The 25,749-nt window shown below is 45.3% G+C and carries 19 protein-coding genes; 7 read left to right on the forward strand and 12 right to left on the reverse strand.

The annotated features are described in order from the left end of the window. Window positions 1–5 precede the first annotated feature (5 nt). On the reverse strand, window positions 6–851 hold the full coding sequence (gene cobA / locus KO537_RS02795; protein WP_219233806.1) for a uroporphyrinogen-III C-methyltransferase: 846 nt from the start codon (window positions 849–851) through the stop codon (window positions 6–8). Between the two features lie 442 nt (window positions 852–1,293). On the opposite strand from cobA, the gene KO537_RS02800 reads away from it, so the two are divergent. Both KO537_RS02800 and KO537_RS02805 read left to right on the forward strand, forming a co-directional pair. Further along, window positions 1,294–2,178: a phospholipase A gene (locus KO537_RS02800; RefSeq protein ID WP_219233807.1), complete on the forward strand. Its 885-nt coding sequence runs from the start codon at window positions 1,294–1,296 to the stop codon at window positions 2,176–2,178. Window positions 2,179–2,411: 233 nt separating this feature from the next. Then, window positions 2,412–3,968, forward strand: a complete 1,557-nt coding sequence (locus tag KO537_RS02805) for a S41 family peptidase (RefSeq protein ID WP_219233808.1) — start codon at window positions 2,412–2,414, stop codon at window positions 3,966–3,968. 61 nt (window positions 3,969–4,029) lie between these two features. Here KO537_RS02805 and KO537_RS02810 read toward each other — a convergent pair whose 3' ends face one another. The 5 genes from KO537_RS02810 to KO537_RS02830 all read right to left on the reverse strand — a co-directional run bounded on the left by KO537_RS02810 (window position 4,030) and on the right by KO537_RS02830 (window position 12,090). Further along, window positions 4,030–5,766, reverse strand: a complete 1,737-nt coding sequence (locus tag KO537_RS02810; RefSeq protein WP_105251582.1) for a hypothetical protein — start codon at window positions 5,764–5,766, stop codon at window positions 4,030–4,032. A gap of 402 nt (window positions 5,767–6,168) precedes the next feature. Next, window positions 6,169–6,954 carry a monofunctional biosynthetic peptidoglycan transglycosylase gene (mtgA, locus tag KO537_RS02815; RefSeq protein ID WP_198571842.1) on the reverse strand — a complete coding sequence of 262 codons (786 nt, stop codon included), beginning with the start codon at window positions 6,952–6,954 and terminating at the stop codon, window positions 6,169–6,171. A gap of 763 nt (window positions 6,955–7,717) precedes the next feature. Beyond that, window positions 7,718–8,500, reverse strand: coding sequence for a phosphoadenylyl-sulfate reductase (locus KO537_RS02820; protein ID WP_219233809.1), 783 nt, complete (start codon window positions 8,498–8,500; stop codon window positions 7,718–7,720). Further along, window positions 8,493–10,190, reverse strand: coding sequence for an assimilatory sulfite reductase (NADPH) hemoprotein subunit (gene cysI / locus KO537_RS02825; RefSeq protein WP_219233810.1), 1,698 nt, complete (start codon window positions 10,188–10,190; stop codon window positions 8,493–8,495). Before cysI ends, KO537_RS02820 begins: the two co-directional genes overlap by 8 nt. A gap of 100 nt (window positions 10,191–10,290) precedes the next feature. Further along, window positions 10,291–12,090 (reverse strand): assimilatory sulfite reductase (NADPH) flavoprotein subunit, encoded by a 1,800-nt coding sequence (locus KO537_RS02830; protein ID WP_219233811.1) that lies wholly within the window; start codon window positions 12,088–12,090, stop codon window positions 10,291–10,293. A gap of 419 nt (window positions 12,091–12,509) precedes the next feature. On the opposite strand from KO537_RS02830, the gene KO537_RS02835 reads away from it, so the two are divergent. The 3 genes from KO537_RS02835 to KO537_RS02845 all read left to right on the forward strand — a co-directional run bounded on the left by KO537_RS02835 (window position 12,510) and on the right by KO537_RS02845 (window position 16,134). Further along, window positions 12,510–14,036: a Re/Si-specific NAD(P)(+) transhydrogenase subunit alpha gene (locus tag KO537_RS02835; RefSeq protein ID WP_219233812.1), complete on the forward strand. Its 1,527-nt coding sequence runs from the start codon at window positions 12,510–12,512 to the stop codon at window positions 14,034–14,036. 11 nt (window positions 14,037–14,047) lie between these two features. Continuing rightward, complete coding sequence (gene pntB / locus KO537_RS02840) at window positions 14,048–15,532, forward strand: Re/Si-specific NAD(P)(+) transhydrogenase subunit beta (RefSeq protein WP_105251576.1); 1,485 nt, start codon at window positions 14,048–14,050, stop codon at window positions 15,530–15,532. Window positions 15,533–15,753: 221 nt separating this feature from the next. Continuing rightward, window positions 15,754–16,134 (forward strand): hypothetical protein, encoded by a 381-nt coding sequence (locus KO537_RS02845; RefSeq protein WP_105251574.1) that lies wholly within the window; start codon window positions 15,754–15,756, stop codon window positions 16,132–16,134. A 196-nt stretch (window positions 16,135–16,330) separates the two neighbouring features. Here the strand turns inward: KO537_RS02845 and KO537_RS02850 are convergent, their stop codons facing one another. The 4 genes from KO537_RS02850 to hldE all read right to left on the reverse strand — a co-directional run bounded on the left by KO537_RS02850 (window position 16,331) and on the right by hldE (window position 19,969). Further along, the gene (locus tag KO537_RS02850) at window positions 16,331–16,915 is read right to left on the reverse strand and encodes a hypothetical protein (protein ID WP_219233813.1); all 585 of its coding nucleotides are present in this window, start codon (window positions 16,913–16,915) and stop codon (window positions 16,331–16,333) included. A 168-nt stretch (window positions 16,916–17,083) separates the two neighbouring features. After that, window positions 17,084–17,563 (reverse strand): TetR family transcriptional regulator, encoded by a 480-nt coding sequence (locus tag KO537_RS02855; protein WP_006082899.1) that lies wholly within the window; start codon window positions 17,561–17,563, stop codon window positions 17,084–17,086. A gap of 151 nt (window positions 17,564–17,714) precedes the next feature. Continuing rightward, the gene (locus tag KO537_RS02860; protein ID WP_219233814.1) at window positions 17,715–18,542 is read right to left on the reverse strand and encodes a hypothetical protein; all 828 of its coding nucleotides are present in this window, start codon (window positions 18,540–18,542) and stop codon (window positions 17,715–17,717) included. Beyond that, complete coding sequence (gene hldE, locus KO537_RS02865; protein WP_028761811.1) at window positions 18,539–19,969, reverse strand: bifunctional D-glycero-beta-D-manno-heptose-7-phosphate kinase/D-glycero-beta-D-manno-heptose 1-phosphate adenylyltransferase HldE; 1,431 nt, start codon at window positions 19,967–19,969, stop codon at window positions 18,539–18,541. Before hldE ends, KO537_RS02860 begins: the two co-directional genes overlap by 4 nt. 103 nt (window positions 19,970–20,072) lie before the next feature. On the opposite strand from hldE, the gene KO537_RS02870 reads away from it, so the two are divergent. Next, complete coding sequence (locus KO537_RS02870) at window positions 20,073–20,999, forward strand: LpxL/LpxP family Kdo(2)-lipid IV(A) lauroyl/palmitoleoyl acyltransferase (RefSeq protein WP_113939016.1); 927 nt, start codon at window positions 20,073–20,075, stop codon at window positions 20,997–20,999. Between the two features lie 91 nt (window positions 21,000–21,090). On the opposite strand, the gene KO537_RS02875 is transcribed toward KO537_RS02870, so the two are convergent. Beyond that, window positions 21,091–22,821, reverse strand: a complete 1,731-nt coding sequence (locus KO537_RS02875) for a potassium/proton antiporter (RefSeq protein WP_105251569.1) — start codon at window positions 22,819–22,821, stop codon at window positions 21,091–21,093. Between the two features lie 885 nt (window positions 22,822–23,706). Between KO537_RS02875 and KO537_RS02880 the strand changes: the two genes are divergently transcribed. After that, the gene (locus KO537_RS02880) at window positions 23,707–24,621 is read left to right on the forward strand and encodes a L,D-transpeptidase family protein (protein WP_105251568.1); all 915 of its coding nucleotides are present in this window, start codon (window positions 23,707–23,709) and stop codon (window positions 24,619–24,621) included. Window positions 24,622–24,713: 92 nt separating this feature from the next. Here KO537_RS02880 and KO537_RS02885 read toward each other — a convergent pair whose 3' ends face one another. Then, entirely contained in the window at window positions 24,714–25,541 is an 828-nt protein-coding gene (locus KO537_RS02885) for a M14 family metallocarboxypeptidase (RefSeq protein ID WP_105251567.1), read from the reverse strand. Window positions 25,542–25,749 lie beyond the last annotated feature (208 nt).

Below are 25,749 nucleotides of genomic sequence, written 5' to 3' on the forward strand. Positions count from 1 at the left end.
GCGGCTTAGCTTATCGACGCGACGGCCGAGACTCTAACCGATTGAGTCTGTTCATCGCTAACCTGAGTCGATTCAATCGCTTCAGGTTTGAACCAATGCAAGGTGTCACTCAGCGTGACGACTTCACCTATGATCATCAAAGCTGGCATTTGTAATTCTGGATCGGCGGCAAGCTGTTCAAGCTCACCTAAACGGCCGATAAAACGACGTTGCTCTTTAGTGGTTGCCTTTGACACTATCGCCACGGGTGTTTCAGGGCTTCGGCCCGCATCGACTAGACCTTGGCGAATAATGCCTGCGTTCAGAATCCCCATATACACGACTAAGGTATTGTTAGGATTAGCATAACCTTGCCAATCCATAGGGCGACTCTCTAACTGACAATGGCCAGTGATAAAAGTGACGCCTTGGGCATGGTCTCTGTGGGTTAGGGGAATTCCCGCATAGGCTGACGTGCCGCTGGCAGCAGTAATGCCGGGAACGACTTCAAACTCAACCCCAGCTTCGACTAAAGTTTGTAACTCTTCGCCCCCGCGGCCGAAAATAAAAGGATCGCCACCTTTAAGGCGCACCACATTTTTACGGGTGTAGGCTTTAGTGACGAGTAACTGATTAATCTCGTCCTGTGCGGCGCTATGCTTGCCCGCACGTTTACCTACGGCAATCTTCTCAGCGTCTTTGGGAATAAGATCGAGGATATCTTGGCTGACTAAAGCGTCGTATAGCACTGCATCAGCAGCTTTAAGGATGCGCCATGCCTTTAACGTCAATAACTCAACGTCGCCGGGGCCGGCACCCACCAGCCAGACTTTGCCTTTGGCCGCTTGGCCCGGTAAAGAGAAAATTTCCATCAGAATCCCCAAGATCACTTTAGTCTGTAGAAATATAGCGCGTCTTATATTCCATAATAAATAGATAATTATTAGTTTTTATATCATTTAGATATAAAAGAATGAGTGACAACTCACTTAAAGTGGGGAAAACCTTGGGTTTCAAAATCAAAAATGCCATAAATCCAAGTTAACCCATTGAAATAAAAATGACTTAATAAGATTAAGCGAATTGCATCAAAATAATTTCTGTCCGCTAAGTGCATGATTTTGGCACTATGTTATTGCCAAAAATTCTACCTAAACATATCTCTATGGGACTAAAAATGGCTGACTACAAGATTTGTCATTAAGTGACACCGAATTTTTCCATAACCATAAATTCACTTTCTAATGTTAAGCTGGAAATAACTATCTTTGTTGAGTACGACTGACAAATAAATAAACACATCAAGGAGGGCAGATGAAACCACTTTACTCAGGTATTGCATTGGCAGGGCTATTAGCCTGTACGGACGTAAATGCCGAAGAATCATTAGTAAAAGGAAGAGTAAAAGATGAACTTGCCACGGCGGATCTACCTTTTGTGATTACGCCACATAAAGTGAATTACCTTTTACCAGTCACCTACAGCCCAGATCCCAACATGGCACCTTTCACCGAAGATGCAATACTCAACCCCTATTCTTTAGATGAGTTTGAGGCTAAGTTCCAAATCAGTTTTAAATTTCCTATTTGGTACAATGTGTTTGGTGATAATGGCCATTTATTTTTTGCTTACACCAATCAATCCTATTGGCAGGTTTATAACAAAGACACTTCATCGCCTTTTAGGGAAACCAATCACGAGCCTGAAGTCTTTATGCTGTTTAATAACGATTGGAAAATTGGCAGTGTGACCAATTCCTTTTGGGGATTTGGTGCCGTACATCAATCGAATGGTAAAGCAGGGCCACTTTCCCGCAGTTGGAATCGCCTCTATGCCACTATGATTTTTGATGCAGGCCCACTCGCCTTCTCCACCAAAGTGTGGTGGCGTATTCCTGAAGATGAAAAGACAGATCCATATAAAGCCAGCGGCGACGATAACCCTAATATTGATGACTATATAGGTAAAGCAGAGTTTATTGGCGTTTATGGTATCGATGAACATAGATTCACTTTAACCGTTAAAACGAATCTAGAAGATATCGACAGAGGCTCAGCAGAACTGACTTGGAGTCATCCTATCGTCGGCAACTTACGCTTTTATACTCAATACTTTAATGGTTATGGCGAAAGCCTAATCGATTACAACTATCACAATCAACGTATTGGTATCGGAATTTCACTCAACGATATTCTTTAAGAAAGATATACCCACTTGATCCCGCTATTTAAGATTGTTTGGGTATATAAAGTGACTAAGTACAAAAATCGACCATAATTTGCTGCTAATCTACCAAGCCTGCTGCTAAATTGCTCAGATGGACCTGAGTTTAGGGCAGAGCAGGACGATTTACATTGATCCGAATGGCATTTAAGCCGATAGTCGCACACCTTTTTGTGCCCTGAAGCAGCGCCTTAACATCATGGAGGAATATGAGTTTTAGCTACCGCAGCATAGTCATGCTACTCAGTGTCATTATTTTCGCGAGCTTACTTAAGCTCGCGTTTTTCGCTGTGCCAAAAGATAGCGCTGCACCAGTGCTGAATGCACAAGAGGTACGCCAAGATCTCTATGCCTTATTGGATCAAATCGAGCAACACTCAGCGTTTTATGCCTTAACGGCCGACAAAGCCAACCCGCAGCTTAAATTTATGGCTAGCCTTATTGTTGAACAGTATCAAGATATTACTCCCAATGATCGCTTTGCTGCTGAAGTCACTAAATTACTCAATACCCTCAAAGATCCAGGCGCTCAAGTGCATAACTTCGATGATCAAAGCGGCGATCTCCCGTTAACGCTAAGGCCAGTCAACGACCAATGGTTAGCCTTGGATAACGGTAATAATCCAGTCAACAACGACTTCCCCTTTATCACTCATATCGATGGTTTACCTATGAGCAAATGGGTAGCGGCCAGCCAAACCTACTTACCTGAGCCGGCAAAACAGAGTCAAGAAATGCAGTTACCTTGGCTGAAAAAACTTAACCTATTGCGCGAAGACTTAGGACTCAGCATAAAGCCCTATGTGGTCATTACGCTAATTAATGATGATCTGCAAAGCCAGCAGGTGACTCTCGCCCTGCCAAGCCATAAACCGCAAGTTCAATTAGCAACTATCAGTGAAAAAGACGAGACTCAAGATATTAATGTGCTCGAGTTTATTAACCAATTATCTCAATTTGAGCGCCCCGAATTTCAAGACATGCCAAATCAATTAGAGACGGTCAACAATACGACGGTCAAACTTAAGATCAGCGATCTCTACGCCTTTGAATTAGATAAAGAACAACAGCAAGAACTGCTCAAAGGCATGACACATCCCTTACTGATCATTGATTTACGTGATGCCAGTGGCTTTAGTCCGAAATTATTGACTATGCTGTCGCGATATCAAGATGCGGATTTAAATAACACTTTAGCACCTAATGTGATGGGATTTGCGCACTATCGCCGCTCACCAGAGCTGAGAAATGATTATCTACAGCCGCTCAATTTTATGCCTCTGGATGCGTTAGAGTACAGCCCTCCTAGGCTCAAATCTCTCACCCGTAACTTACCCTCTGTCGATAAAGAGAAATTCAGCCCTTGGTATGTTCGCACTAAGCCTGCGGTGGCTCCTGAAGGGCGAAATCGCTTAGCGCTACTCGTGAGTCCCCATTGTCGCCAAGAATGCGAGTGGATTGCCTATCGTACTAAATCTTGGTCTAGGGCAAATTTGATTGGTGAAAAAACCTCAGGCGACTTTGCACGTCAGTATCATTTCAAACTGCCAAACAGTGGATTAAACATAAGATTCAGCAGTTCGTTAACCTATGATGCACAGGGGAGACTCCTGTCCGGTATTGGGACTGAACCGGATATTTTGCTCCCTCAGAACAGTGATATTCAATGGCAAGGGCTCGTTAGTTTAATGCGCTCCGCCAAGCCCAAAGCGCAACTTGTTCTGCCAGCACAGCACACTAAGTTGGCTCAAGCTAAGCTAAATTAAGCCAAAAAAAGAGCCAGCAATCTGCTGGCTCATTTCAAACAAATATGAGTTTACTAACGCATTACTTCTTTTCAGTCGCTTTAGAATTGGCGACTGAACCTATGACCAAGCCTTGCTTATTCACATCGAAGCTCATTTGAACTCGCATGTTGTAATCTTTAAGCATTTGCATTTCTTCAGGGATCGGCTCACCGCTCATTTCTAACAGTGTAAGCACTGGCGTAAACATCTTGCCGTAATCAGCAGACAAGCTGTACATGCCATTAGCTGACAGTTTCTCGCCTGCTAATTTGTTGGCTAAAGCCAAGCCTTTATCACCGCTATACACCACTAAATGTTGGCCTTTAATCGCCAGCATTGGCTTAACACCTAACTCTGGAGGCAACATCAATATTGGAGATAAATCAGTAGCATCGCCGTTATCGGCTAATTGCACTTCAGCCAGCATAGGGGCGAAAGGTTTGACCATATTGAACAACATGGATGGGTTTTCGGCGCTAAGGCTGACTAAAGCATCTAAGCTTTCTAACTTAGGCTCTTGATCTTGTGTGCTCATTTTAAAATCGAGCAATGAAACGCTCATGCCTTTCACACCGTTAGCCATGCCAGTAAACATGCCTAGCATAGCAGGGCTCTGTTGGCTCAACTCAGCCTGCAACTCTGCCAATGGTGCACAGGTCAGTTGTGGCTTTTGCAGATCATCCCAAATAGCCGTTAATGAAGGGGTAATTTCATTGATATCTAAACCTATTCCCATGGAGAAGATAGTGCTGTCGATATCCGCCAGATGCGATGGAATAAAACCACGCATCTTTTGCATTGCCGCAAGAATAGGTTGATTCTTCGTTTCGACAACAAATGAAGCCGCCATATGGCTTTCTTTTTCAGTCACAGAAAACGCCGTTAAACCAGCAACGGTACGCGGCCAGTTAGCGGCAATCGCAGTCAGTTCGGTACGACATTCTGGTGTTCTGATTTGAGCTAATGGATCTTCACCCGCACTTTCATCAGCAAAAAATTGAGTCAGTTGCTTAGCTAGCATATTGCTATCTGCAGAGGTCAATGCCTTTACAATTTCCACATGGTTAATAAAGCTAATGCTGTCATCTTTAAAACCATGGGTCTTAATAATATCTTCTAATATGCCAGAAGCGGCTAATGACTGCGGCGCCTTCTTAATACCAAATGCCATTTCTAATAACTCAGGCTCGGTAATAGAGGTGCTGAAAGTCATCGTTAATATGCCATCTTTCTGGGCAAATAGCAGTTCTGCTTTCTCTGCTGAGCTTTCATCCGATAGTGCATAAGCGCGATAATCAACATCACCCACTTTACGCATTTCGTGGGTTACACCACTGTCTTTTTCGGCTTTATCTAATACAGCCCAAAATGCTTCGGCCTGATTAACATCAATCTTTAATACTGGCAAAGCACCTAAAGTATAAATATAAGGTTTAACTTCATCGGGGAAACCGAAGGTTTTTAACAGTAAGGCAGGATCTTTCATCCCATCCATATACTGCTGATAAATGCTAACGAAGAACTTGCCCATAGGGCTATCCTGCACACCGAGTTCATCAAGCGTATTACTTGGATATTGCTGATAATTTCCAGAAATAGACTGTAAATACGCTTTTAACGGGAAGGGTTTTAACTGGCCCGAAAATATCGGCGTATCGGCAGGCACATAGTCGAGCAAAGGATTAGCAGAGGCACTAGAACCCGCGCCATTCTGCATATACCAATAACCACCAGCACCTGCTGCAATAATTGCCGCGGCAATCACAATCTTTTTCATTTAAGAAACTCCATTTAATGACATTCAATTTTATGAAAACAATACCTAAAGAACTCACCTTAGGTATTTAAATATTTATCCGCTCTTACATATCCCTTACGCAGATAATGCAAAATCAGAAAACGCAACGACTCAGCCCTACGCAATACAAACCCAGTTTAAAATGCTTAGGCTAAGCGAAACTAAGGTATAAAATTTTCCCGATAATTTAACATTAAACCGACACAGAAGCGAACAGGATAGGAGTTCGCAGCATTAAAAACGCATTAGAATTAACGTTTATTAAACATAACTCCAATCTTATTTCAATTCGGTAATAAAACATCTCAAAGTCATCGACGATTAAGCAAAGAACTCAATGACAAATTAAGCTCATCTCACTCAAACTACCTCACCAGAGCGTCATCGTGCTTCGTGGACTTTTTTAAGCGTGACGTCACCTAGCTGACGCATTTGCTTACGGATCCAAGCTGAGCGCTGCTGCACATAGGATGACGGTGGAGACACCTTATAGCGCCAAGGATTGGGTAAAATGGCTGCGAGTAATGAGGCCTCGTATTGGGTAAGTTTTGCCGCTGACTTTCCAAAATAATGCTTTGATGCCGCTTCGGCGCCGTAAATACCTGGGCCAAATTCTACAATATTTAAATACACTTCAAGAATACGCGACTTATCCCAAGTCAACTCCATCAATAACGTAAACCAAGCTTCCAATCCCTTACGAAAGAAACTGCGACTCGACCACATAAAAAGGTTTTTCGCCGCCTGCTGACTTAAGGTACTTGCCCCACGGACTTTAGTGCCTTTTTGGTTGTATTTCAGTGCCGAACTTATCGCGGCTAAATCGAATCCAGTATGCTCAACAAAACGTTGATCTTCCGCAGCAATCACAGCCAATTGTAATTCGGGAGAAATTTGCGCTAAATCGCGCCATTGATGCCTGATCTCACCGATAGGTGCAGGTGGAAATAAGGCACGCTCGATACGCCAAGTCCACATAGGAGGATCGACGAATCGTAGTAGGATCACTAATAAAATTGAGCAAATAAATGCCCAAACTAATCCCTTAAATAACCAAGACAATAAACGACGAAAACCACGCTTTCGTCTCTGAGGTGCTGGGTCACTCGACTTATTAACACTTGGACGCCTGACATGATCTCGCATCGCATATAAAGGGGTCGTCATTTATACCATCTCATCCACACACTCTCATTTCTTGTTTCTCATCTATCCAGTCAAGCCATCCCATTGCAAGGATTCTTTGGGGCAACCTAGGCTTACAGAAAATATTCTAAAGCTTTACGCGAGTTGCAAGCTGATCATGCTACGAGAATAGAGGAAACACCAAGGATATCTTACTCGATAATCAAAGATAGGTTGAGAAATAACCATAACAAGAACAAATCACTATTGAAGATTGACTGGAGTCGACTTAACTTGACCTCGGCAGCTTTGACGACAGCTGACCGAGGTAATGATGGCTGATTAACGAGAGCTAGCAAGTCAATCAAACTGCTTGATACTCGCAGGTGCGAGTCAGGTTTTCAACGCTTTCACTGCATCCAATTAAGCCATATCGATACACAGCAAACCCAGCCCATAAATACCGATATACAACAACTTAACCTCATAAAAGACATGAATCATGTCAATTAACGCAGTAAAACGCTTCAAAACCATCTACGGGAACTTCAAAATATAGCGCAGGCTTAACCAATGTGCATAACTCTGTGAGTAAAAATGTACAACATTTTTAGCATTTAAAAATGAATGCAAACTAACTCTATGAATATCAATCTATCTTAGTTAAATGATGCTTAAATGACATCACTTAACTTCCTCGGCAATCCAGAGTATTAAATTCACCCCAAACCCCACCTACCTTAAAATGATAAAAAAACGCCCCAAACTAAGTTGAGGCGTTTAATATTTAAAATCAATAAAATGACTAGATATCGTAGTGCAAACCACACTCACGTTGTAGGCCATTAAAGCGAGTTTCTTCCTCTGTCATACCTAATTCGAGTGGTTTACTCGAATGGGTATCCCCCACAGAAACATAGCCTTGGTCCCAAAGTGGATGGTACGGCAAATCAAATTGAGTCAGATAGAGGTGCACATCTTTATTCGACCACTCGATAATCGGCAGTAACTTAAAGCGCGTGCCATGAATCGCCAGTATCGGCAACGCCTCACGGGTACTGGCTTGGCTGCGTCTCAGCCCTGCAAACCAAGTGCCTACCTCAAGCTCGGCTAAAGCGCGTTGCATAGGCTCAACTTTGTTTAACCGGTTGTATTGCTCTAGTCCGTTTACCCCTTGCTCCCACAACTGGCCAAAGCGCGCCTCTTGCCATGCCGATGTCATCACTGCTTGGTACACTTTTAAATTCAGTGATAAACGCTCTGTCAGCTCGTCGATAAACTGATAAGTCTCAGGGAATAAATAACCCGTATCCGTGAGAATAACCGGAATATTCGCCTGTGCCTGACTCACCATATGCAGCATTACAGCGGCTTGGATCCCAAAACTTGAGGACAGCGCATGATTACCGGGCAAATAAGTTAAGCCCCATAGCACTCGCTCTTGTGCGCTTAATCCACCTAAGAACTGATTAATACGTTCAAGCTCTATCGCTTGCTCTGCCTTAGGCGCACTCAATAATGCCTTGAGTTCGGCAGCGCTGACCACAGTCGGCACTTTATCACTGGTTTTTTGCTCAAGATCAGCCATGAAAATCCTTAGCGGCATCGATCACCGCCTTCACTACACCCACGCGGACGGTGAAGTTACCAAAGGTTTCGCCTGCATCACGCTCTACGGCGTAGCGGCCAAACAGGGTATCCAATTCGGCGAGAATGTCCGCCTCTTGGATATTTTCTCTGTGCATTTTGTTCAAACGAGTCCCTTCAAAACTTGCACCTAAGTACAAGTTATAACGGCCCGGCGCTTTACCCACAAGCCCAATTTCAGCGGCAAATGGGCGGGCACAACCATTTGGACAACCCGTCATCCGCACCACAATCGCTTGCTCGCTAATGCCGTGTTTTGCCTGCAGCGCATCGATATGATCGATAAACTCAGGGAAATAACGCTCGGCTTCCGCCATCGCTAATGGGCACGTCGGCAACGCCACACAGGCAATCGAGTGACCGCGAGTTTGCGTCAACACTTGGCCCAGCAGACCATGTTTACGGGCTAAACCTTCAATCGTGGCTTTATCTTCTGCCGCTACACCTGCGATAATCATGTTTTGATTCGAGGTCATGCGGAAATCGCCCTTGTGGATCTTAGCGATTTCACGCAGCCCCGTTTGCAGGGTTTGGCCTGGTAAATCTTTAATACGACCGCTTTCGATAAATAAGGTTAAATGCCACTTACCGTCAACGCCTTCGACCCAACCATAACGATCGCCGCGATCGCCAATCACTACATCACGTTTAGGTTCAAATTTCACCCCAGCACGTACTTCAACTTCGGCTTTAAATTTCTCATAGCCGTGGTCAACGATTGTGTATTTAAGGCGCGAGCGCTTACGATTAGAGCGATTACCCCAGTCACGTTGCACAGTCATCACAGCTTCGGCAAACTTCATCACGTCTTCAGTTTTGATAAAACCAAAGTCGTCCGCTAGGCGGGGAAAGGTTTCTACTTCGCCATGGGTCGAGCCCATGCCGCCGCCCGCGGTTAAGTTAAAGCCAACTAGCTCGCCGTTTTCGGCAACAGCAATAAAGCCTAAATCGTTAGTGTAAACGTCAACATCGTTATCGGGAGGAACCGCAACCGCCATTTTGAACTTACGTGGCAGATAGGTTTTGCCATACACAGGTTCGACGGTTTCATCTTCGGTTGAGAGTAACTTTTCTTCATCTAACCAAATTTCGGCGTAGGCGCGAGTGTGGGGTAATAGATGATCAGACAGTTGTTTCGCCACTGCATAGGCCTGCTCGTGCAGTTTCGATTCCACCGGATTGGGGTTACACATCACGTTACGGTTAACGTCACCACAGGCAGCAATCGAATCCAGCGCTTCGCGATCTAAGTCTTGAATAATGGTCTTCAAGTTACGCTTAGGAATACCGTGGTATTGGAAGGTTTGGCGGGTCGTCAAACGAATGCTGTTCGAGCTAGTTAAAGTCGAGGCAACTTTATCTACGCCTAACCATTGCTGCGGAGAACAAATACCGCCGGGTACACGGGCACGCAACATAAAACTATATAAAGGTTCGAGTTTTTGCTCTTTACGTTCATTACGTAAATCGCGGTCATCCTGCTGATAGAAGCCATGAAATTTGATCAGCTGCTGATCGCCGTCACTGAAACTGCCAGTCACAGAAGAATCTAAACCTTCTTTGATGGTCCCGCGCAGGTAATCACTGTCGGTTTTTAGGTATTCGTTTAACGCTAACTTTTGCTCACTCATGGCAACTGCCTCTTAAAATTGGGTTCGCTGGCTGCACAGGTCATCACGTGTGCAGCTTTGGCTATTCTTATGCGTTTCTTTATGCGCGCAACGGTTGAGATTAATACACGTCTTTTTGGTAGCGTTTATCGCTGCGCAGGGTTTCAAAATAGGCTTCGGCAGCTTCGGTATTCAAACCACCGACTTCGACTGCCACCTCAATCAAGGCTTGGTGAACATCTTTGGCCATACGTTCAGCATCACCACAAATATAAAGATGCGCGCCATTTTGCAACCATTGCCACAGGGCTTGGCCTTGCTCTTTAATGCGGTGCTGCACATAAATCTTATGGGCTTGATCGCGTGAGAACGCCACGTCGATACGGCTGAGATCGCCATTTTTCAAATACTGTTGCCACTCAGTTTGATACAAGAAATCCTGCTCAAAGTGTGGATTGCCGAAGAATAACCAGCTATCGCCTTGAATACCTTGGGCTACGCGCTCCTGCATAAAGGCACGGAACGGCGCAACACCTGTACCAGGGCCCACCATGATCACCGGTGTTTCTGGATTTTCGGGTAAACGGAAATGCTTGTTCGACTCAACATAAACCTTAACTTGCGTGCCTTCCTGCGCAGACGCTAAGAAGTGTGACGCGCCGCCAAAACGTGCTGAGCCGTGGCGCTCATCTTCCACTAAGGCCACAGTTAAGTGGACTTCTGTTTCAACTTCGCTTTGACTTGAGGCGATAGAGTAAAGTCTTGGCGTTAATGGACGCAGTAGCTCAAGCAGTTTTGCTGCATTTAAGGTTACTGAGTTGTTTGATAACGGATACTGAGTGACTAAATCGGCAAATTGATGCTTAAGGATAAAGTGGCGCACTTGTTCTTTATCTTCGCTCAATGCCAGCAGTTCAGCGCTGCCGCTCAATTCGGCCCAGCCTTTGACTAATCCAGGGTATAACTGGGTCAGTTCTTTCTTATCGACCAAAGCCTGCTTAAGGGTCAAAGATTCAGCACCAAGGGTCACTAACTCATCGGCGGCCAATGACAGACCCGCTAAGACTTCATCGACTAACACTTCGTTATTGCTAAACCACACACCGAGGGCATCACCCGCTTGATAGGTTAACCCTGAGTCGCCAAGGTCAATTTCAACATGGCGCACGTCTCGGTCTGATCCACGGCCGGTAATTTTCTGGCTCACAAGCACTTCGGCGCTATAGGGGTTTTGCTTAGTAAATTCACTTTCGCCAATCGCTTTAGCGGTGCCGATAGATACCACACTGGCGGACGAGGTTTCGATTAGCGGCTTAACGGCCTCTAATACATCGGCGTGCCACTGGCCCGCGGCAGCTTCATAATCCACATCACATTCAATTAAAGGTAATAGTGATTTAGCACCGAGTGCCGCTAGGCGGGCATCGAAGTCTTTACCGGTTTGGCAGAAAAATTCATAGCTAGAATCCCCCAGCGCAAGCACAGAGTAATGTAGATTGTCTAACTTAGGGGCACGTTTCGATGCTAAAAACTTGTGTAATTCAATCGCATCATCCGGCGCTTCACCTTCACCATGGGTGCTGACCACCAATAAAAGCACAGCTTCTTGCTTTAATTGGCGAACATTGTATTCGCCCATTGAAGCCAGATTGACCGCATAACCTTGCGCTTGCGCCTTATCGGCGAGCGCTTTGGCGACACCACGGCCATTACCCGTTTGGCTGCCATAGAGAATCGTCACAGTTTGAGCCGTTTGCGCCTGTGCGGCAGGCGCTAATTGGCCCGCATTAGCTGTAGCAGCAAGATAGCCACTCACCCAGGCCAATTGCACAGCACTTAACTCAGAAGTGAGTTGTTTTAGCTTCTCGACTTGTCCTTGAGACAATGGCGAAGCCAGCGATGAAAGTTCTTTTAACAACATGAGACGGCCCTATGACAGTGTAATGTCCACAAGCTTATCGCGGTTTAAGAAAAGCAAAAAAGAATAAAATAGGATTTTTAATTCCATTTTGGAATATACAAAGTGCAAAATTTAAGCTACAAAAGTGTGCACTGGTTAAAAGTTTTTGATCCGACCAGTGCAGAAACGGCCTGCTTGAGAAATATGCACTTGTGCCAAGCTAAAGTATTGCCACAATGGTCATGAGTCTGTCGAACAATAATTTCTGTTGCCCACAGAATAGTTTGTTTTAAAAACAAAAAGTGTCCATCCTAGATTGAATGCCCTAACTGACTCGAATCACCCGCCGAATAAACGCTGGTGACGACAGATTTTGCAGTTGAGTACGATGAAGGAAGAACAGCAGGCGGAACGATTATATAAACCATCAGGGAGTAGTCATGCAGATTGGAATACCGAGAGAAAGTCTCGCCGGTGAAACTAGGGTCGCCGCGACCCCAGCCACCGTTGAGCAGCTTAAAAAACTCGGCTTTGAAGTTGTTATTGAGGCCAATGCGGGTCAACTGTCAAGTTTCGATGATGCTGCTTTTGAAGCTGCAGGCGCGAAGGTGACAACAAACGTTTGGCAAGCCGATCTGATCTTTAAGGTCAATGCGCCAAGCGACGCCGAAATTGAACAAATCAAAGACGGGGCGACTATCGTCAGCTTTATTTGGCCCGCACAAAACCCTGAGCTGGTTGCGAAGTTATCTAAACGTAAGATCAACGTGATGGCAATGGACATGGTGCCACGCATCTCCCGTGCCCAGTCACTTGATGCCCTCTCCTCTATGGCAAACATTGGTGGATATCGCGCCGTTGTTGAAGCCGCACATCAATTTGGCCGTTTCTTTACCGGTCAAATTACCGCTGCCGGTAAAGTACCGCCCGCCAAAGTGTTAGTCATTGGTGCTGGTGTAGCTGGCCTTGCCGCCATTGGTACAGCTGGATCGCTTGGCGCCATAGTGCGCGCCTTCGATACCCGCTTAGAAGTGGCCGAGCAAATCGAATCTATGGGCGGCCAATTCCTTAAACTGGATTTTGGTAACGAGGAAGGTGGTTCATCGGACGGTTATGCTAAAACCATGTCGGATGAATTTATTGCCGCCGAAATGGCACTGTTTGCCGAGCAAGCCAAAGAAGTCGACATCATCATCACCACAGCGCTAATTCCTGGTCGTCCAGCGCCTAAGCTCATCACCAAAGCCATGGTCGATAGCATGAAGAGCGGCTCAGTGATCGTCGATTTAGCCGCTGCGACGGGTGGTAACTGCGAATACACTCAATCGGGTGAGCTGTTTGTTACTCCTAACGGCGTAAAAGTGATTGGTTATACCGACCTTCCCGGTCGTCTACCGGCGCAATCGTCACAGCTTTACGGCACTAACTTAGTCAACCTGATGAAGTTAATGTGTAAAGAAAAAAACGGCACAGCCAGCATCAACTTTGATGATGTAGTCATGCGCAATATGACAGTGATTAAAGAAGGTGAAGTGACCTTCCCGCCGCCACCGATTTCGGTTTCTGCGGCGCCAGCAAAACCAGCGGCGAAAATCGAGCCTAAAAATACCACCCCAAAGGCGCCATCTAAGCTCAAATACGTGCTCGCCGCCTTAGGCGTTGCAGGATTTGCTGCCGTGGCATCGGTAGCACCACCAGAGTTCCTGTCGCATTTCACAGTATTCTTGCTGTCCTGCGTTGTTGGCTATTACGTGGTATGGAACGTATCCCACTCACTGCATACGCCTTTAATGTCAGTCACTAACGCGATTTCGGGCATTATCGTGGTCGGCGCCCTACTGCAAATCGGTCAGGGTTCAACTTTGGTCACTGTACTGGCGTTTATCGCCGTGCTGATCGCCAGTATTAACATCTTCGGTGGCTTTACCGTCACTCAGCGCATGCTGAAGATGTTCCGTAAGGATTAAGGGGGTTTAACGTGTCTCAAGGACTGGTAACAGCAGCTTACATTATTGCCGCCATTCTCTTCATCTTCAGTCTCGCGGGACTGTCGAAGCAAGAGACGGCAAAACACGGCAATTTATTCGGTATCTTAGGTATGGCAATCGCCCTACTGGCTACCATTTTCAACCCCGATACTAACGGAATTGCGTGGATCTTAATCGCTATGGTGATTGGCGGCGCGATTGGTATCCGTTTAGCACTAAAAGTCGAAATGACTGAAATGCCTGAACTGGTTGCTATATTGCACAGCTTTGTGGGTATGGCCGCGGTATTAGTGGGTTTCAACAGCTTTATCGACTTACACCCACAGGAAGTATCACAAGTCGTGGTGGCTGTCGGTGGTGATATCAATACGACCCTCGCCGCAGTACAAGATGCACTAAGTGAAGCGGTGAAGACCGCCAGCAAAGAGCACCTCACTGGCGCTATGCTTAACATTCACTTAGTCGAAGTCTTCCTCGGGATCTTCATCGGTGCGGTGACCTTTACGGGTTCTATCGTTGCCTTTTGTAAGTTACGCGGACTGATTTCATCTAAACCTCTGATGCTGCCACATCGCCACAAGCTAAACCTAGTCGCAGTGCTAGTGTCTTTCGCCCTGTTGGTATACTTCGTACAGACAGGCGGCACTATGCCAGCATTGCTGTTGATGACCTTGATTGCCTTCGCCTTTGGCTGGCATTTAGTCGCATCCATTGGCGGCGCGGATATGCCAGTGGTTGTGTCTATGCTGAACTCCTACTCAGGTTGGGCAGCGGCAGCGGCAGGCTTTATGTTGTCGAACGACCTCTTGATTGTGGTCGGCGCGTTAGTGGGTTCATCGGGTGCTATCCTGTCTTACATCATGTGTAAGGCCATGAATCGCTCGTTTATTTCAGTTATCGCTGGCGGCTTTGGCACAGATGGTGTGGCCTCGACTGCCGATGAAGAAATGGGTGAATACCGTGAAACCAACGCAGAAGATGTGGCGGATATGCTGAAAAATGCCACTTCAGTCATCATAACCCCTGGTTACGGTATGGCAGTGGCGCAGGCGCAATATCCTGTTGCGGAAATCACTCAAAAACTACGTGATCGCGGCGTGAAAGTGCGTTTTGGTATCCATCCAGTTGCTGGTCGATTACCAGGCCATATGAACGTACTGCTCGCTGAAGCGAAAGTCCCCTACGATATCGTGCTCGAAATGGACGAAATCAACGAAGACTTTAAAGACACAGATGTCGTGCTCGTTATCGGCGCCAACGACACGGTTAACCCCGCGGCAATGGAAGATCCAGGCAGTCCAATCGCAGGTATGCCAGTGCTGGAAGTGTGGAAAGCGCAAAACGTGATTGGCTTTAAACGTTCGATGAACACAGGTTATGCCGGCGTGCAAAACCCACTGTTCTTCAAAGAAAATACCCAAATGCTGTTTGGGGATGCTAAGGCCAGTGTTGAAGCCATTTTAAAGGCACTTTGAGTTTGATTTAATATCAACAGAGTAGAAATCGTTTAGGCGATAAACACTATTCTAAAGAAATGAAGGGAGCCAATGGCTCCCTTTCTTTTCACATTTTTTTAAGCCTATTAAGCTAGTCTCTGCGCCAATATGATGCGAGGCTTATCTGCCCACAATGCTGATATGCTTAATGTAAGCTAAAACAGTAAGTTAAATCTAAAGCTGGTTTAAGGAAATAATAAATGTTGCTTGGGCTGTTTATCCTGTCTGCCGTATTAATCAAAACCTCATTACTCGGGCTTGGCTGGATATCGATTACTATCGGCCTGAGTGGGTACCTATTTTGTCGATGGTTTAATATCAATTTAGATATCAAACTGATTGATAAATTTAAACGACTCTTTATCACTGGCGCGGCTCTACATCTTCTCGTCTATATCGGCTTAATCACTAAGCTTTTCCTTATCGACAGCTTTGAAGACTTGCCCACATTCCTGATAAGTCACTTAGTCTTCCACCACGCAATCAGTGCCGTGATTGCTGCTGCATTAACCTTCTTGGCGATTCGCATCTATCTACAACAGCAAAAATTAACTCAAGCCTATCGACAGGAATTAAGCTAACTCAACATGGTTTTGATGACAAATGCAGACGAATAAAAGCTGGCTAGATTCATAATTAACTTAAGTGCCATAAAATAATGGGGGACTAAAGCTGATCAGGCAAAGGTGTTGTCAGCAACACTGAATTCATCAATGGATTCAAACATCAGGGATAAGAATGACCCCTGATGTTTGGTTGGAGCTAAGCCAAGATACGTTAGTCGACGGCAATATCGTTATCTTTAAGCTCTTTTGACAAGGTTTCATAATTCGTTTTGAGTTTTGGCAAAGTATCTTCTTTGATTTTACTCAATACATTTTGCAACTGATCCTTACCGTAAGAAACGCTATAGTGACGGGTTTCAATATTGCTAATGATCTTCTCAGACTCTAAATACAAACGACGAATATCAGACAAAATATCACTCGGTGTTTCTAGCGCATTGGCAGAATAGCGCATGTTATCCCAGACAAATAATCCCATCTGCGGATGCATTTTCACTAAACTATTACTACTCACAGTCTCAACTGTCTCAGCGTAATGACTCAAGATTTCAACATTGTCACTCACTTCGTCATATAGGGCATGACGCAGATGATAGTTATTCTGCATATTGCTCAGGGCATCAAATTTAATTGCCTGTGACAACCCTTCTTGCGCGGCTAAATACACGCCAACAACAGTCGCAATGATTATAAAAATCTGACTCACCCAAAAACTGGTTTTGATAAGCTCAGTGTTATCAAGCTTAATGGCGCGTTTAGGCATATCTGCCTCATTAGAGATGGGGGTCATGTCCATATGTTTTATCCTGTCAAATCAAGAGTAAAAGGCAATATCACTAACTTAAATCATTGTTAAGTGGTCATCCTACACTATTGGGGTATGACTTACCTCAGTACAAATCACGATTTTTACCCACAAAAAAGGAGCCATCTGGCTCCATTTTTATATTCATTGGTCAGTCTATTATGCTGCTTTTGCCACATCAAAATTGGATAACAACATCACAGCTGTACGGCCTAATAGGTGGTTGATCGTGCGATCGCCCGCTAAGCCTAACTCAGCAATCGCTTGCTGACGCGCTGTACTCACCGCTCTAAAGAGGGTAATTTCATTATTCGCACCACCACAAAGACTAAAGAACAGTCTTAATACTGCGCGGTAATGCTCTTCCTGCATTGCCTGCATCCAGGATGTTTCCAATGCCTCTTGGCTAGAAAAATCCAGCGCAGCAACAAATAGATTGCCGATACGACTATCTAAACGAACAAGAAAATCGCTTTTGCGTGGAAAATGGTGACTAATACCTGTGCGACTAATACCCGTTGCTTCAGATAACGTAGTATAAGACATAGTCTCAAAGCCGATAGTCAAAATTTGTCTTAACGCTTCATCCATAATTTGATTTATGGTTTGCTCAGTTTGTACTCGCGAGCGCTTAGCCATAGTAATGTCTCCCCTCTTATTTTTAGGGGGAAAGCTTACCAAAGCCGCTCAGGGATTACTGCTGTTCACTGGGCCGTAACCAGCGTATTTCACTTTTGTTCAGCTAGGGTTCAGTTTAAAACAGGCTTCACCACAGATTTAATTAACACATTCATAACATTGAATTTTGTACCAACCAGTTATGTGCTTTTTCTTCGCCCATGAGTAAAACGAACGTCGGTTGGAGATAGTGTCCAAGATCCGCTTTTCGCCAAAATAGATATTCAGGAAGGGGTTGCAATACACTCGCGCCAAAAGTGCGTTGCATTAAGCTCGAATACTCACCTAATAATCTCGGTTCTAATTGCTCGGCTTTAGGGTAAAAATTCGTTAAAAAGTCCCGATACTCGGCAAATTTAGCCACTTGAGCAACATCGTATCGATGCAACACTTGTATCAACATTGGCGAACTCCAATGCGACAAATATTGCGGACTTGTTAATGCATCAAGGTTGCGTCTGTGGTATTGCTGCCACGCCAAGGCAAAATCATTTTTCTCCCGAGCGATACGCCAAACCAAATAAATGTCAGCTAGCCATTCATGTTGATATGCACTCAAGTGAATAGGTAACACAGAGCCTTGCAGAGCAAGGTTCTCCAAATGCCCGAGCTCATGCCATAGGGTTAATTGCGGCTGTTCAAGCAAAGGTAATTGATAGGTCACCATATCGACACTGGCTAACTGTACTTGTGGTGTCAGCTGCTCATTCACTAAGACTAGGCCCGCAATCTTATTGTCATCGACGGGCATGACCATGGCACTTCTGCGGCCTAAATCAAGCCTAAATTGTTCGAGTGTTGCAGGAAGCTGCACCAACACTTGCTCTGGCAGTAATGCCAAGCAAGTGCCAAGCTCTGGTAAAGGGCAAATCAAAGCCTGCTTATCGGCAATGGGCGTCCAAGTCAGGCTAGATGCGAATGCCAGAGCGACTAAGCTCACTGATTCGCCATGATATTTTGTATAATCGCTGTCGTTGAAATACCATCCTCAAAGCCCAGCACTTGCACTTGGCCACCGGCGGCAATCACTTCAGCGCCACCAGCAATATCCTCAAGCTTATAATCACCACCTTTGACCAGCAGATTTGGCAGCAATCGAGTAATGATGCGCTGCGGCGTATCTTCACTAAAAGGCACAACCCAATCAACAGAAGCTAAGCCAGCGAGCACAGCCATACGACGATCAACCTGATTAACTGGACGGCCTTCACCCTTGAGGCGTTTAACCGAGGCATCATCGTTTACCGCGACGATCAAACGATCGCCCAAAGCTTTCGCCTGTTTAAGATAGCTCACGTGGCCCGCATGTAAAATATCAAAGCAACCATTAGTCATCACCACACGTTCACCGCGTAGTTTGGCTTGCTCTAAGGCGTAGGCCAGTTGATCTTCACTCACCACCCCAAAACCCGATTCTCCATGGTGCAAAGCTAAGGCTTCGATAAGCTCAATGCGGCTCACGGTAGAAGTGCCAAGTTTACCGACCACAACGCCAGCGGCGGTGTTCGCAATTGCGCAAGCCTGCGGTAAATCGGCGCCCGCGGCTAATGAGGTTGCTAAGGCCGAAATCACAGTATCGCCAGCCCCCGTCACATCATAGACTTCACGGGCAACGGTAGGAATGTGCAACTCAGGCGCATTAGCGGTCACTAAGGTCATGCCCTTTTCAGAGCGGGTGACTAAAATGGCATCAAAATGATGTTGCTTGAGTAAACCACGGGCTTTTTCCAGCAGGTCGGCTTCAGAGGTCACAGTGCCAACAACTGCTTCAAACTCGCTCATATTTGGGGTAATGAGTGACGCGCCATGATAACGACCAAAGTCACTACCCTTAGGATCGACTAATACCATCACACCTTTCGAACGCGCTAAGGCAATAAAATCACGTGGCTGATCGATAGCGCCCTTTGCATAGTCAGATAACACCACGACATCGACAGAATCGAGTAAGGCCTCGGATTGTTTCAATAAACGCACGCTATCGGCCTTGTCGAAGGCTTCTTCGAAATCGAGGCGGATAAGCTGCTGATTACGTGATAACACCCGCAACTTAGTGATGGTTGGTTTATCAGCAATACTTAACCATTGGGGTTCAACCCCTAAAGTTTGCACACCGAGCGTTAGGGCATGGGCAGTATCATCTTGGCCGACGAGCCCGGCAAGTTGGACTTGCCCCCCTAAGGTCGCGATATTGAGCGCCACGTTGGCCGCGCCGCCGGGTCTGTCTTCGACTTGATTAATCTTCACCACAGGTACGGGAGCTTCAGGGGAGATACGTCCCGTCGGGCCAACCCAATAGCGGTCTAACATCACATCGCCGACGACTAACACTCTGGCTTTTTCAAATGCTGGCAGAGAAACCTTCATAGTGCTCTTATCTTTATGCAGAAATTAAACCGTGATTGTACCTAATTTTCAGCAAAAATTGAGTTAGAATGAGCAGTAATTTTCAAAAGTAGTGAGTATTTTTGTGGTCGAGAAAGCCGAGTTTTCATCTTCTTTATATCATCCTAAGCATTGGCCCATGTGGTTTGGCGTATTTTTGATGCGTTTAACTCAGCTTCTACCGCTTCCTTGGCAGATGACGCTGGGGAAGGGATTCGGTCGCTTAGTAATGAAATTCGCAGCTGGCCGCACCCACACAGCGCGCCGTAACTTGACCCTCTGTTTCCCTGAAATGACGGAAGCACAGCGAGAAGATTTACTCACGCGTAACTTTGAAGAAACGGGCAAAGCCATTTTCGATACCATCAATGCATGGTGGTGGCCCGATGAAAAAGTGCAGCAGCACATGAGTATCAAAGGCGAAGAACACGTACAAGACACGTTAAATGCTGGCCACGGAGTTATCCTCTTTGCCGTGCATTGTTTGCCGCTGGAAATGGGCGCACGTATCTTCGGCCAATTCCAGCCCGGCGTGGGGGTTTATCGCCCACACAATAATCCAGTGATGGAATACCTGCAGGTCAAAGGCCGTTTACGCTCGAATAAAGGTCTCGTTTCTAAACGCGACTTGCGCCAAATGATACGCTGCCTACGCAATCCCGATGTGATTTGGTACACGGCCGATCAAGACTTTGGCCGTTCCAGCGCGGTATTTATCCCATTTTATGCCATGCCAGATGCGGCAACGATTACCGGTGCCACCACTTTAGCTAAACTCGGCAAAGCCAAAGTCCTGCCTTTTTTTGTGGAACGTACTACAGATGATAAAGGCTATCGAATTGAAGTGATGCCACCGCTGGATAATTTCCCCGGCGAAGATGAATTAGCCGACGCCATTCGCGGTAACAAGATTATCGAATCCATCATAGATAAAAACCGCGCCCAATATATGTGGTTACATCGCCGCTTTAAGACCCGTCCCGACCCAACGGACAAATCTTTATATCAATAAGCTCAATTAGCTTTGAATACAAAAATGCCAGCAAATAAGCTGGCATTTTTTATGGCGACTTTCGATAGTAAGGACCATCTAGCACATAGGATTAGAGCGCATTCTCAGTCGGTAAACGAATACCTACGTTAGTGACTTTGCCTTCATATAGCCCCGCCACCACCCAATGCAACGATTGCCAGTGGAACTGATCCCCAAGTACAGGATTGGCGCCAAGCTGAGATACCACAAGGTCTGCGACTGTCATATCATCAGCGAGATTATCTAAACTCAAACCATAAATAGGCGCGAGATCCGCAAGCTTAACGTCTGTTTCAATAAAGAAATCACCGAAGAATCGTTGTACTTCTTTATTTTCTGGCGCTTGGCTAAAGAGGTTACTCAAGGCTTCTAAACTTTTCTCCTGCCCCAGCACACAGAGTATATCGCCCGCCTCGAGACGAGTGCTACCCGATGGATGCAACAAAGTGTCATCCCTAAATACCGCCGCAATCCGTGTCCCATCAGGCATAGCCAAGCGCTTTAGCGGCTCACCAATACACCACTTACTTTCACTCAAACGATAGACAAACACTTCCCATTCGCTGCTCGGGTAAATTTCAACTCCCGAGCGCGAAACGGGTAACGGCTTTGGGGGCAATTCCACCTTAGCTAAACGCGCAGCAGTGGTCAAAGATGCACCTTGAACCAGCAACGACACTAATACAACGAAGAAGGCTAAATTGAAGTACAACTGAGCACCCGGTAAGCCCGCCATCATAGGAAATACTGCTAAGATGATAGGCACAGCGCCGCGTAACCCCACCCAAGAAATAAACCAGCGGTCGCGACTGCTAAAGCTCTTAAATGGCAATAAACTGATCCACACAGCGACAGGGCGAGCAAATAAAATCATTCCGAATGCCAGAGCAAAACCTGGGATCATGATATCGACTAAATCTGAAGGGGTAAGCAATAACCCTAATACGAGGAACATGCCGATTTGACTGACCCAAGTCATACCATCCAGTACGTTCAAAATCGCATGACGGCCACGGGTTGGCTTATTGCCGAGGAACAGACCCACTAAGTAAATCGACAGAATACCGCTACCACCCAGTTTGTTGGACGCAGCATAAATAATCAGACCACCGCTTAAAACTAAAATAGAGTACAGACCATCAGCTAACTTGCTTAAATTGACGAGCTTCCACAGCATCCAGCCGCCGCCCAAACCTAAACAGATCCCCAGACCAAATTGCTTAATAAAGCTAATAAGCATGAAGCTGAAGGACAACTCACTGTCGACATTGGCAAGAATGGCAATCAAGGTTACGGTTAAGAATACCGCCATAGGATCGTTACTGCCGGACTCAATTTCTAAGGTCGCACCAACCCGCTCATTAAGGCTACGCCCTTTAAGCAGGGAAAATACCGCAGCGGCATCGGTCGAGCCCACAATCGCGCCCACCAGCAAACCTTGCAACCAATGTAAGTCGAACAACCATGCGGCCATCATGCCGGTGATACTGGTCGTAATGGCAACGCCAAAGGTCGCCAACGATAATGCAGGCCATAGCGCCACCCTAAAACTGGCAACGCGGGTGCGCATACCGCCATCGAGTAAAATAATCGCTAAGGCTAAGTTACTGACTAAATAGGAAGTTGAATAATCATCAAACTGGATTCCACCAAGGCCATCTTCGCCAGCCAAAATACCCACAGCGAGGAAAATCAATAAAATAGGGATGCCCAAACGGGAAGACATAGGACTAAGTAAAACACTCACTGCTGTAAGCAAGGCGCCAATCAGAAAAAAACTATTGATGGAATCTGCATCCACAAACGCCTCCTTAATACAGGTTGTTTAGTTAAACGATAGACAAATCACCGAGGTTAAAAATGACTCAACTCACAATTTTATGATTTTATATTAGCACAAAAATATCGAATTATTGGAGCGTTAAATATTAAATTTCAATCATCTACATAAAAAATGTCATAAAACAAACTTTCTATTAACATTTAGATAAAAGCTAACGTAAAACCTAAAGGATAGCAGAACATCACCACACGACTTAATAAGCATTAAAATAAATAAATATCAAATAGTTAAAAATAACAAACTGAACGTAAACTCAAATCATTCAAGCAAAACTCAGCTCACAAACCTATATAAACTAACGGTATCATAGCCAATTTAGTGTCAGATAAAATAATGTCGTGTAAAGGGTGAATATTTGACCATTATCCTTAAGCTAATTGTTTTAACTCCATTTATTTGCCAATGAGATGATTTAAATTCACTTTATCCGATGAGCAATAGCCTTGTGAGAAAAGGACCACACACTGTTTTCCAAAATAAATCAATTCAGTTCCAGTAACGCCATACATGCTCGCCATTCAAACAGACACGTTTTAGATTGGTTAACACTGCAAATATTTTTCATCAAGCAGGAAGGCATACACAAGACAATTGAGTACAGCAGGTTTTAACGACAAGACTAAATACTGGCAATTGACGCCGCCAAGGAAAACCGTTAAAACAAAAAATTAAGCGATAAATACGCCGTACTGATCATATTTCAGTTGAAATAATGTCCAAAATAAGGAAGGATGCGAGCTTCGCGCGCCAGTGCATTTTGCTCGACAAATTGCCGCTCTCGTTTTAAGAGAGAAAGCTGCGTTAAACACGCTTTTTTATTAACAGGAATCGTAGTATCCGCTTATGAGTATGCTTCGCACCACAGCTTTATTATTGACTTTGGTTTTCCCTAGTCTGTCCGCTTTAGCAACGGAATATCCTTTACCAGCCGCCCAAAGCAGGCTAATTGGCGAGAACCAGTATTATACGGTTCCAGAGGGTAAACACACTCTCGAAGATATCGCAGCCAAATACCAGCTTGGTCTCAGTAACCTACTCGAAGCTAACCCAGGTGTGGATCCATTTCTGCCAAAACCAGGTAGCCAACTGATTATTCCATTGCAATTGATCCTGCCAAACGCTCCCCGTGAAGGCATAGTGATCAACGTGGCTGAAATGCGTTTATATTACTATCCCAAAGGCAAAAAGACTGTTGAAGTATTGCCTATTGGTATTGGCCAAATCGGTAAAGACACACCAGAAAACTGGGTGACCACAGTACAACGCAAGCGTGCGAATCCAACTTGGACACCCACACCGCGCATTCGTAAAGAATATGCTGCTAAAGGTGAAATCCTGCCAGCGGTATGGCCAGCGGGTCCAGATAACCCTATGGGACTGTATGCGCTGTATATCGGCAACTTGTATGCGATTCACGGTACTAACGCAAGTTTCGGTATCGGTTTGCGTGTCAGTCAAGGTTGTGTGCGTTTACGCCATGAAGATATCGAACATCTATTCAAGACTGTACCAGTGGGAACTCGGGTACAATTTGTGAACCAGCCGATTAAAGCAACCGAAGAGCCAGACGGTAAACGCTACTTAGCCGTGCATCAACCATTGTCTCGCACTGTGGCGGAGTTTGAATCAAATGAGCCCGTTGCGATATCACTGCCAAAAGAGATCGCTAAGTTTATCGCTAAAGCTGACACTGATTCTTCTGTGATCAAGAAGCTACTCGATGAACGTACTGGTGTGCCAATGCGAATTAATCAATAATTCACTGGCGAATATCACCTAAAAAAATACCCGCAATCTGCGGGTATTTTTTTGTCATGTCAGGCTATTCACTAACGTAATAGACTAAAATATCAATCACATAAAGGTGCACACAGGGCCAAGAAGTGAGTCATAGCAGCACTGTTTGCTAATACGCGTTGATCGAAGTTTTGCAACGCAGGCGTTTCAGTACAAGCACCGACACGAGCACCACTTCGTACTAAACAAGCTTCAAAAGACGTATCAAAATGATTGAAGATCAAACCATCCTTAACAGGACACCCATCAATCTCACCGTCTACCGCAATCGGGAAATAACCACCTAAAGTATCGCGCAGATCGAGACTAAAACGTCCAGGCACTTGGCTTGGCTCAAAAGAATACACATAGGCTTCACGACTCAAGACATCTTCATGGCAAGTTAAAATACCGTCTCGGCTCGCAGCAAGCAGTAACTGTGCGTGCTCTAACAATAGCTTACCTTCAACCGATGTATGTTCATTCGCTTTAGGTTTACCGTTCTCAAATACAAAACCACGATTTGGGTTTTCGCCGTATTTATTAAATCTATGACCACGACTGAATCCAGTAGGATTGACGAGAGGCAATAAACTCAAGTTCACCCGTTCAAATAGGTCTGCTGAAGCTTCACTCAAAAAATGCAACAAACCCCATGGGCCTGCAGATTCTTCGCCATGAAATCCTGTGCTGATCAATAAAGAAGGTAAGCCTGACTTAGCGGCCGGTGACTGATACAAGCTAACATCGTATTTACCCACTTCACCCAATGTTTTCTCAACCATGCCCAAACGGGTCATTTCCTGCTCAAGCAGCAGATAGAAATTATCAATATCAGTGCTTTCACAGTTAAAAATATCGCTTTTCCACTGAAAGGATTCGAACGGAGATCTGCTTACCATATCTTGTACTTATGCCAGAAAAAGAACTGTGCCATCATAGCAGTTCTTTTCAAAAACTGAATGCTATTCAACTGATTTCGATGAAATCCGAGCAGTCGTCGACAGTGGTGCAATCTGTATCGATACCTGCGAATGTATCAATTGCCTGTCGTTAATGGTATCCAGCTTGAGTAAGACATTTAACAAATTAAAAAATAAGCTCGGCAGG

Origin of the sequence: Shewanella sp. NKUCC01_JLK, assembly GCF_019345615.1 — a bacterium.
GTDB lineage: Bacteria > Pseudomonadota > Gammaproteobacteria > Enterobacterales > Shewanellaceae > Shewanella > Shewanella oncorhynchi.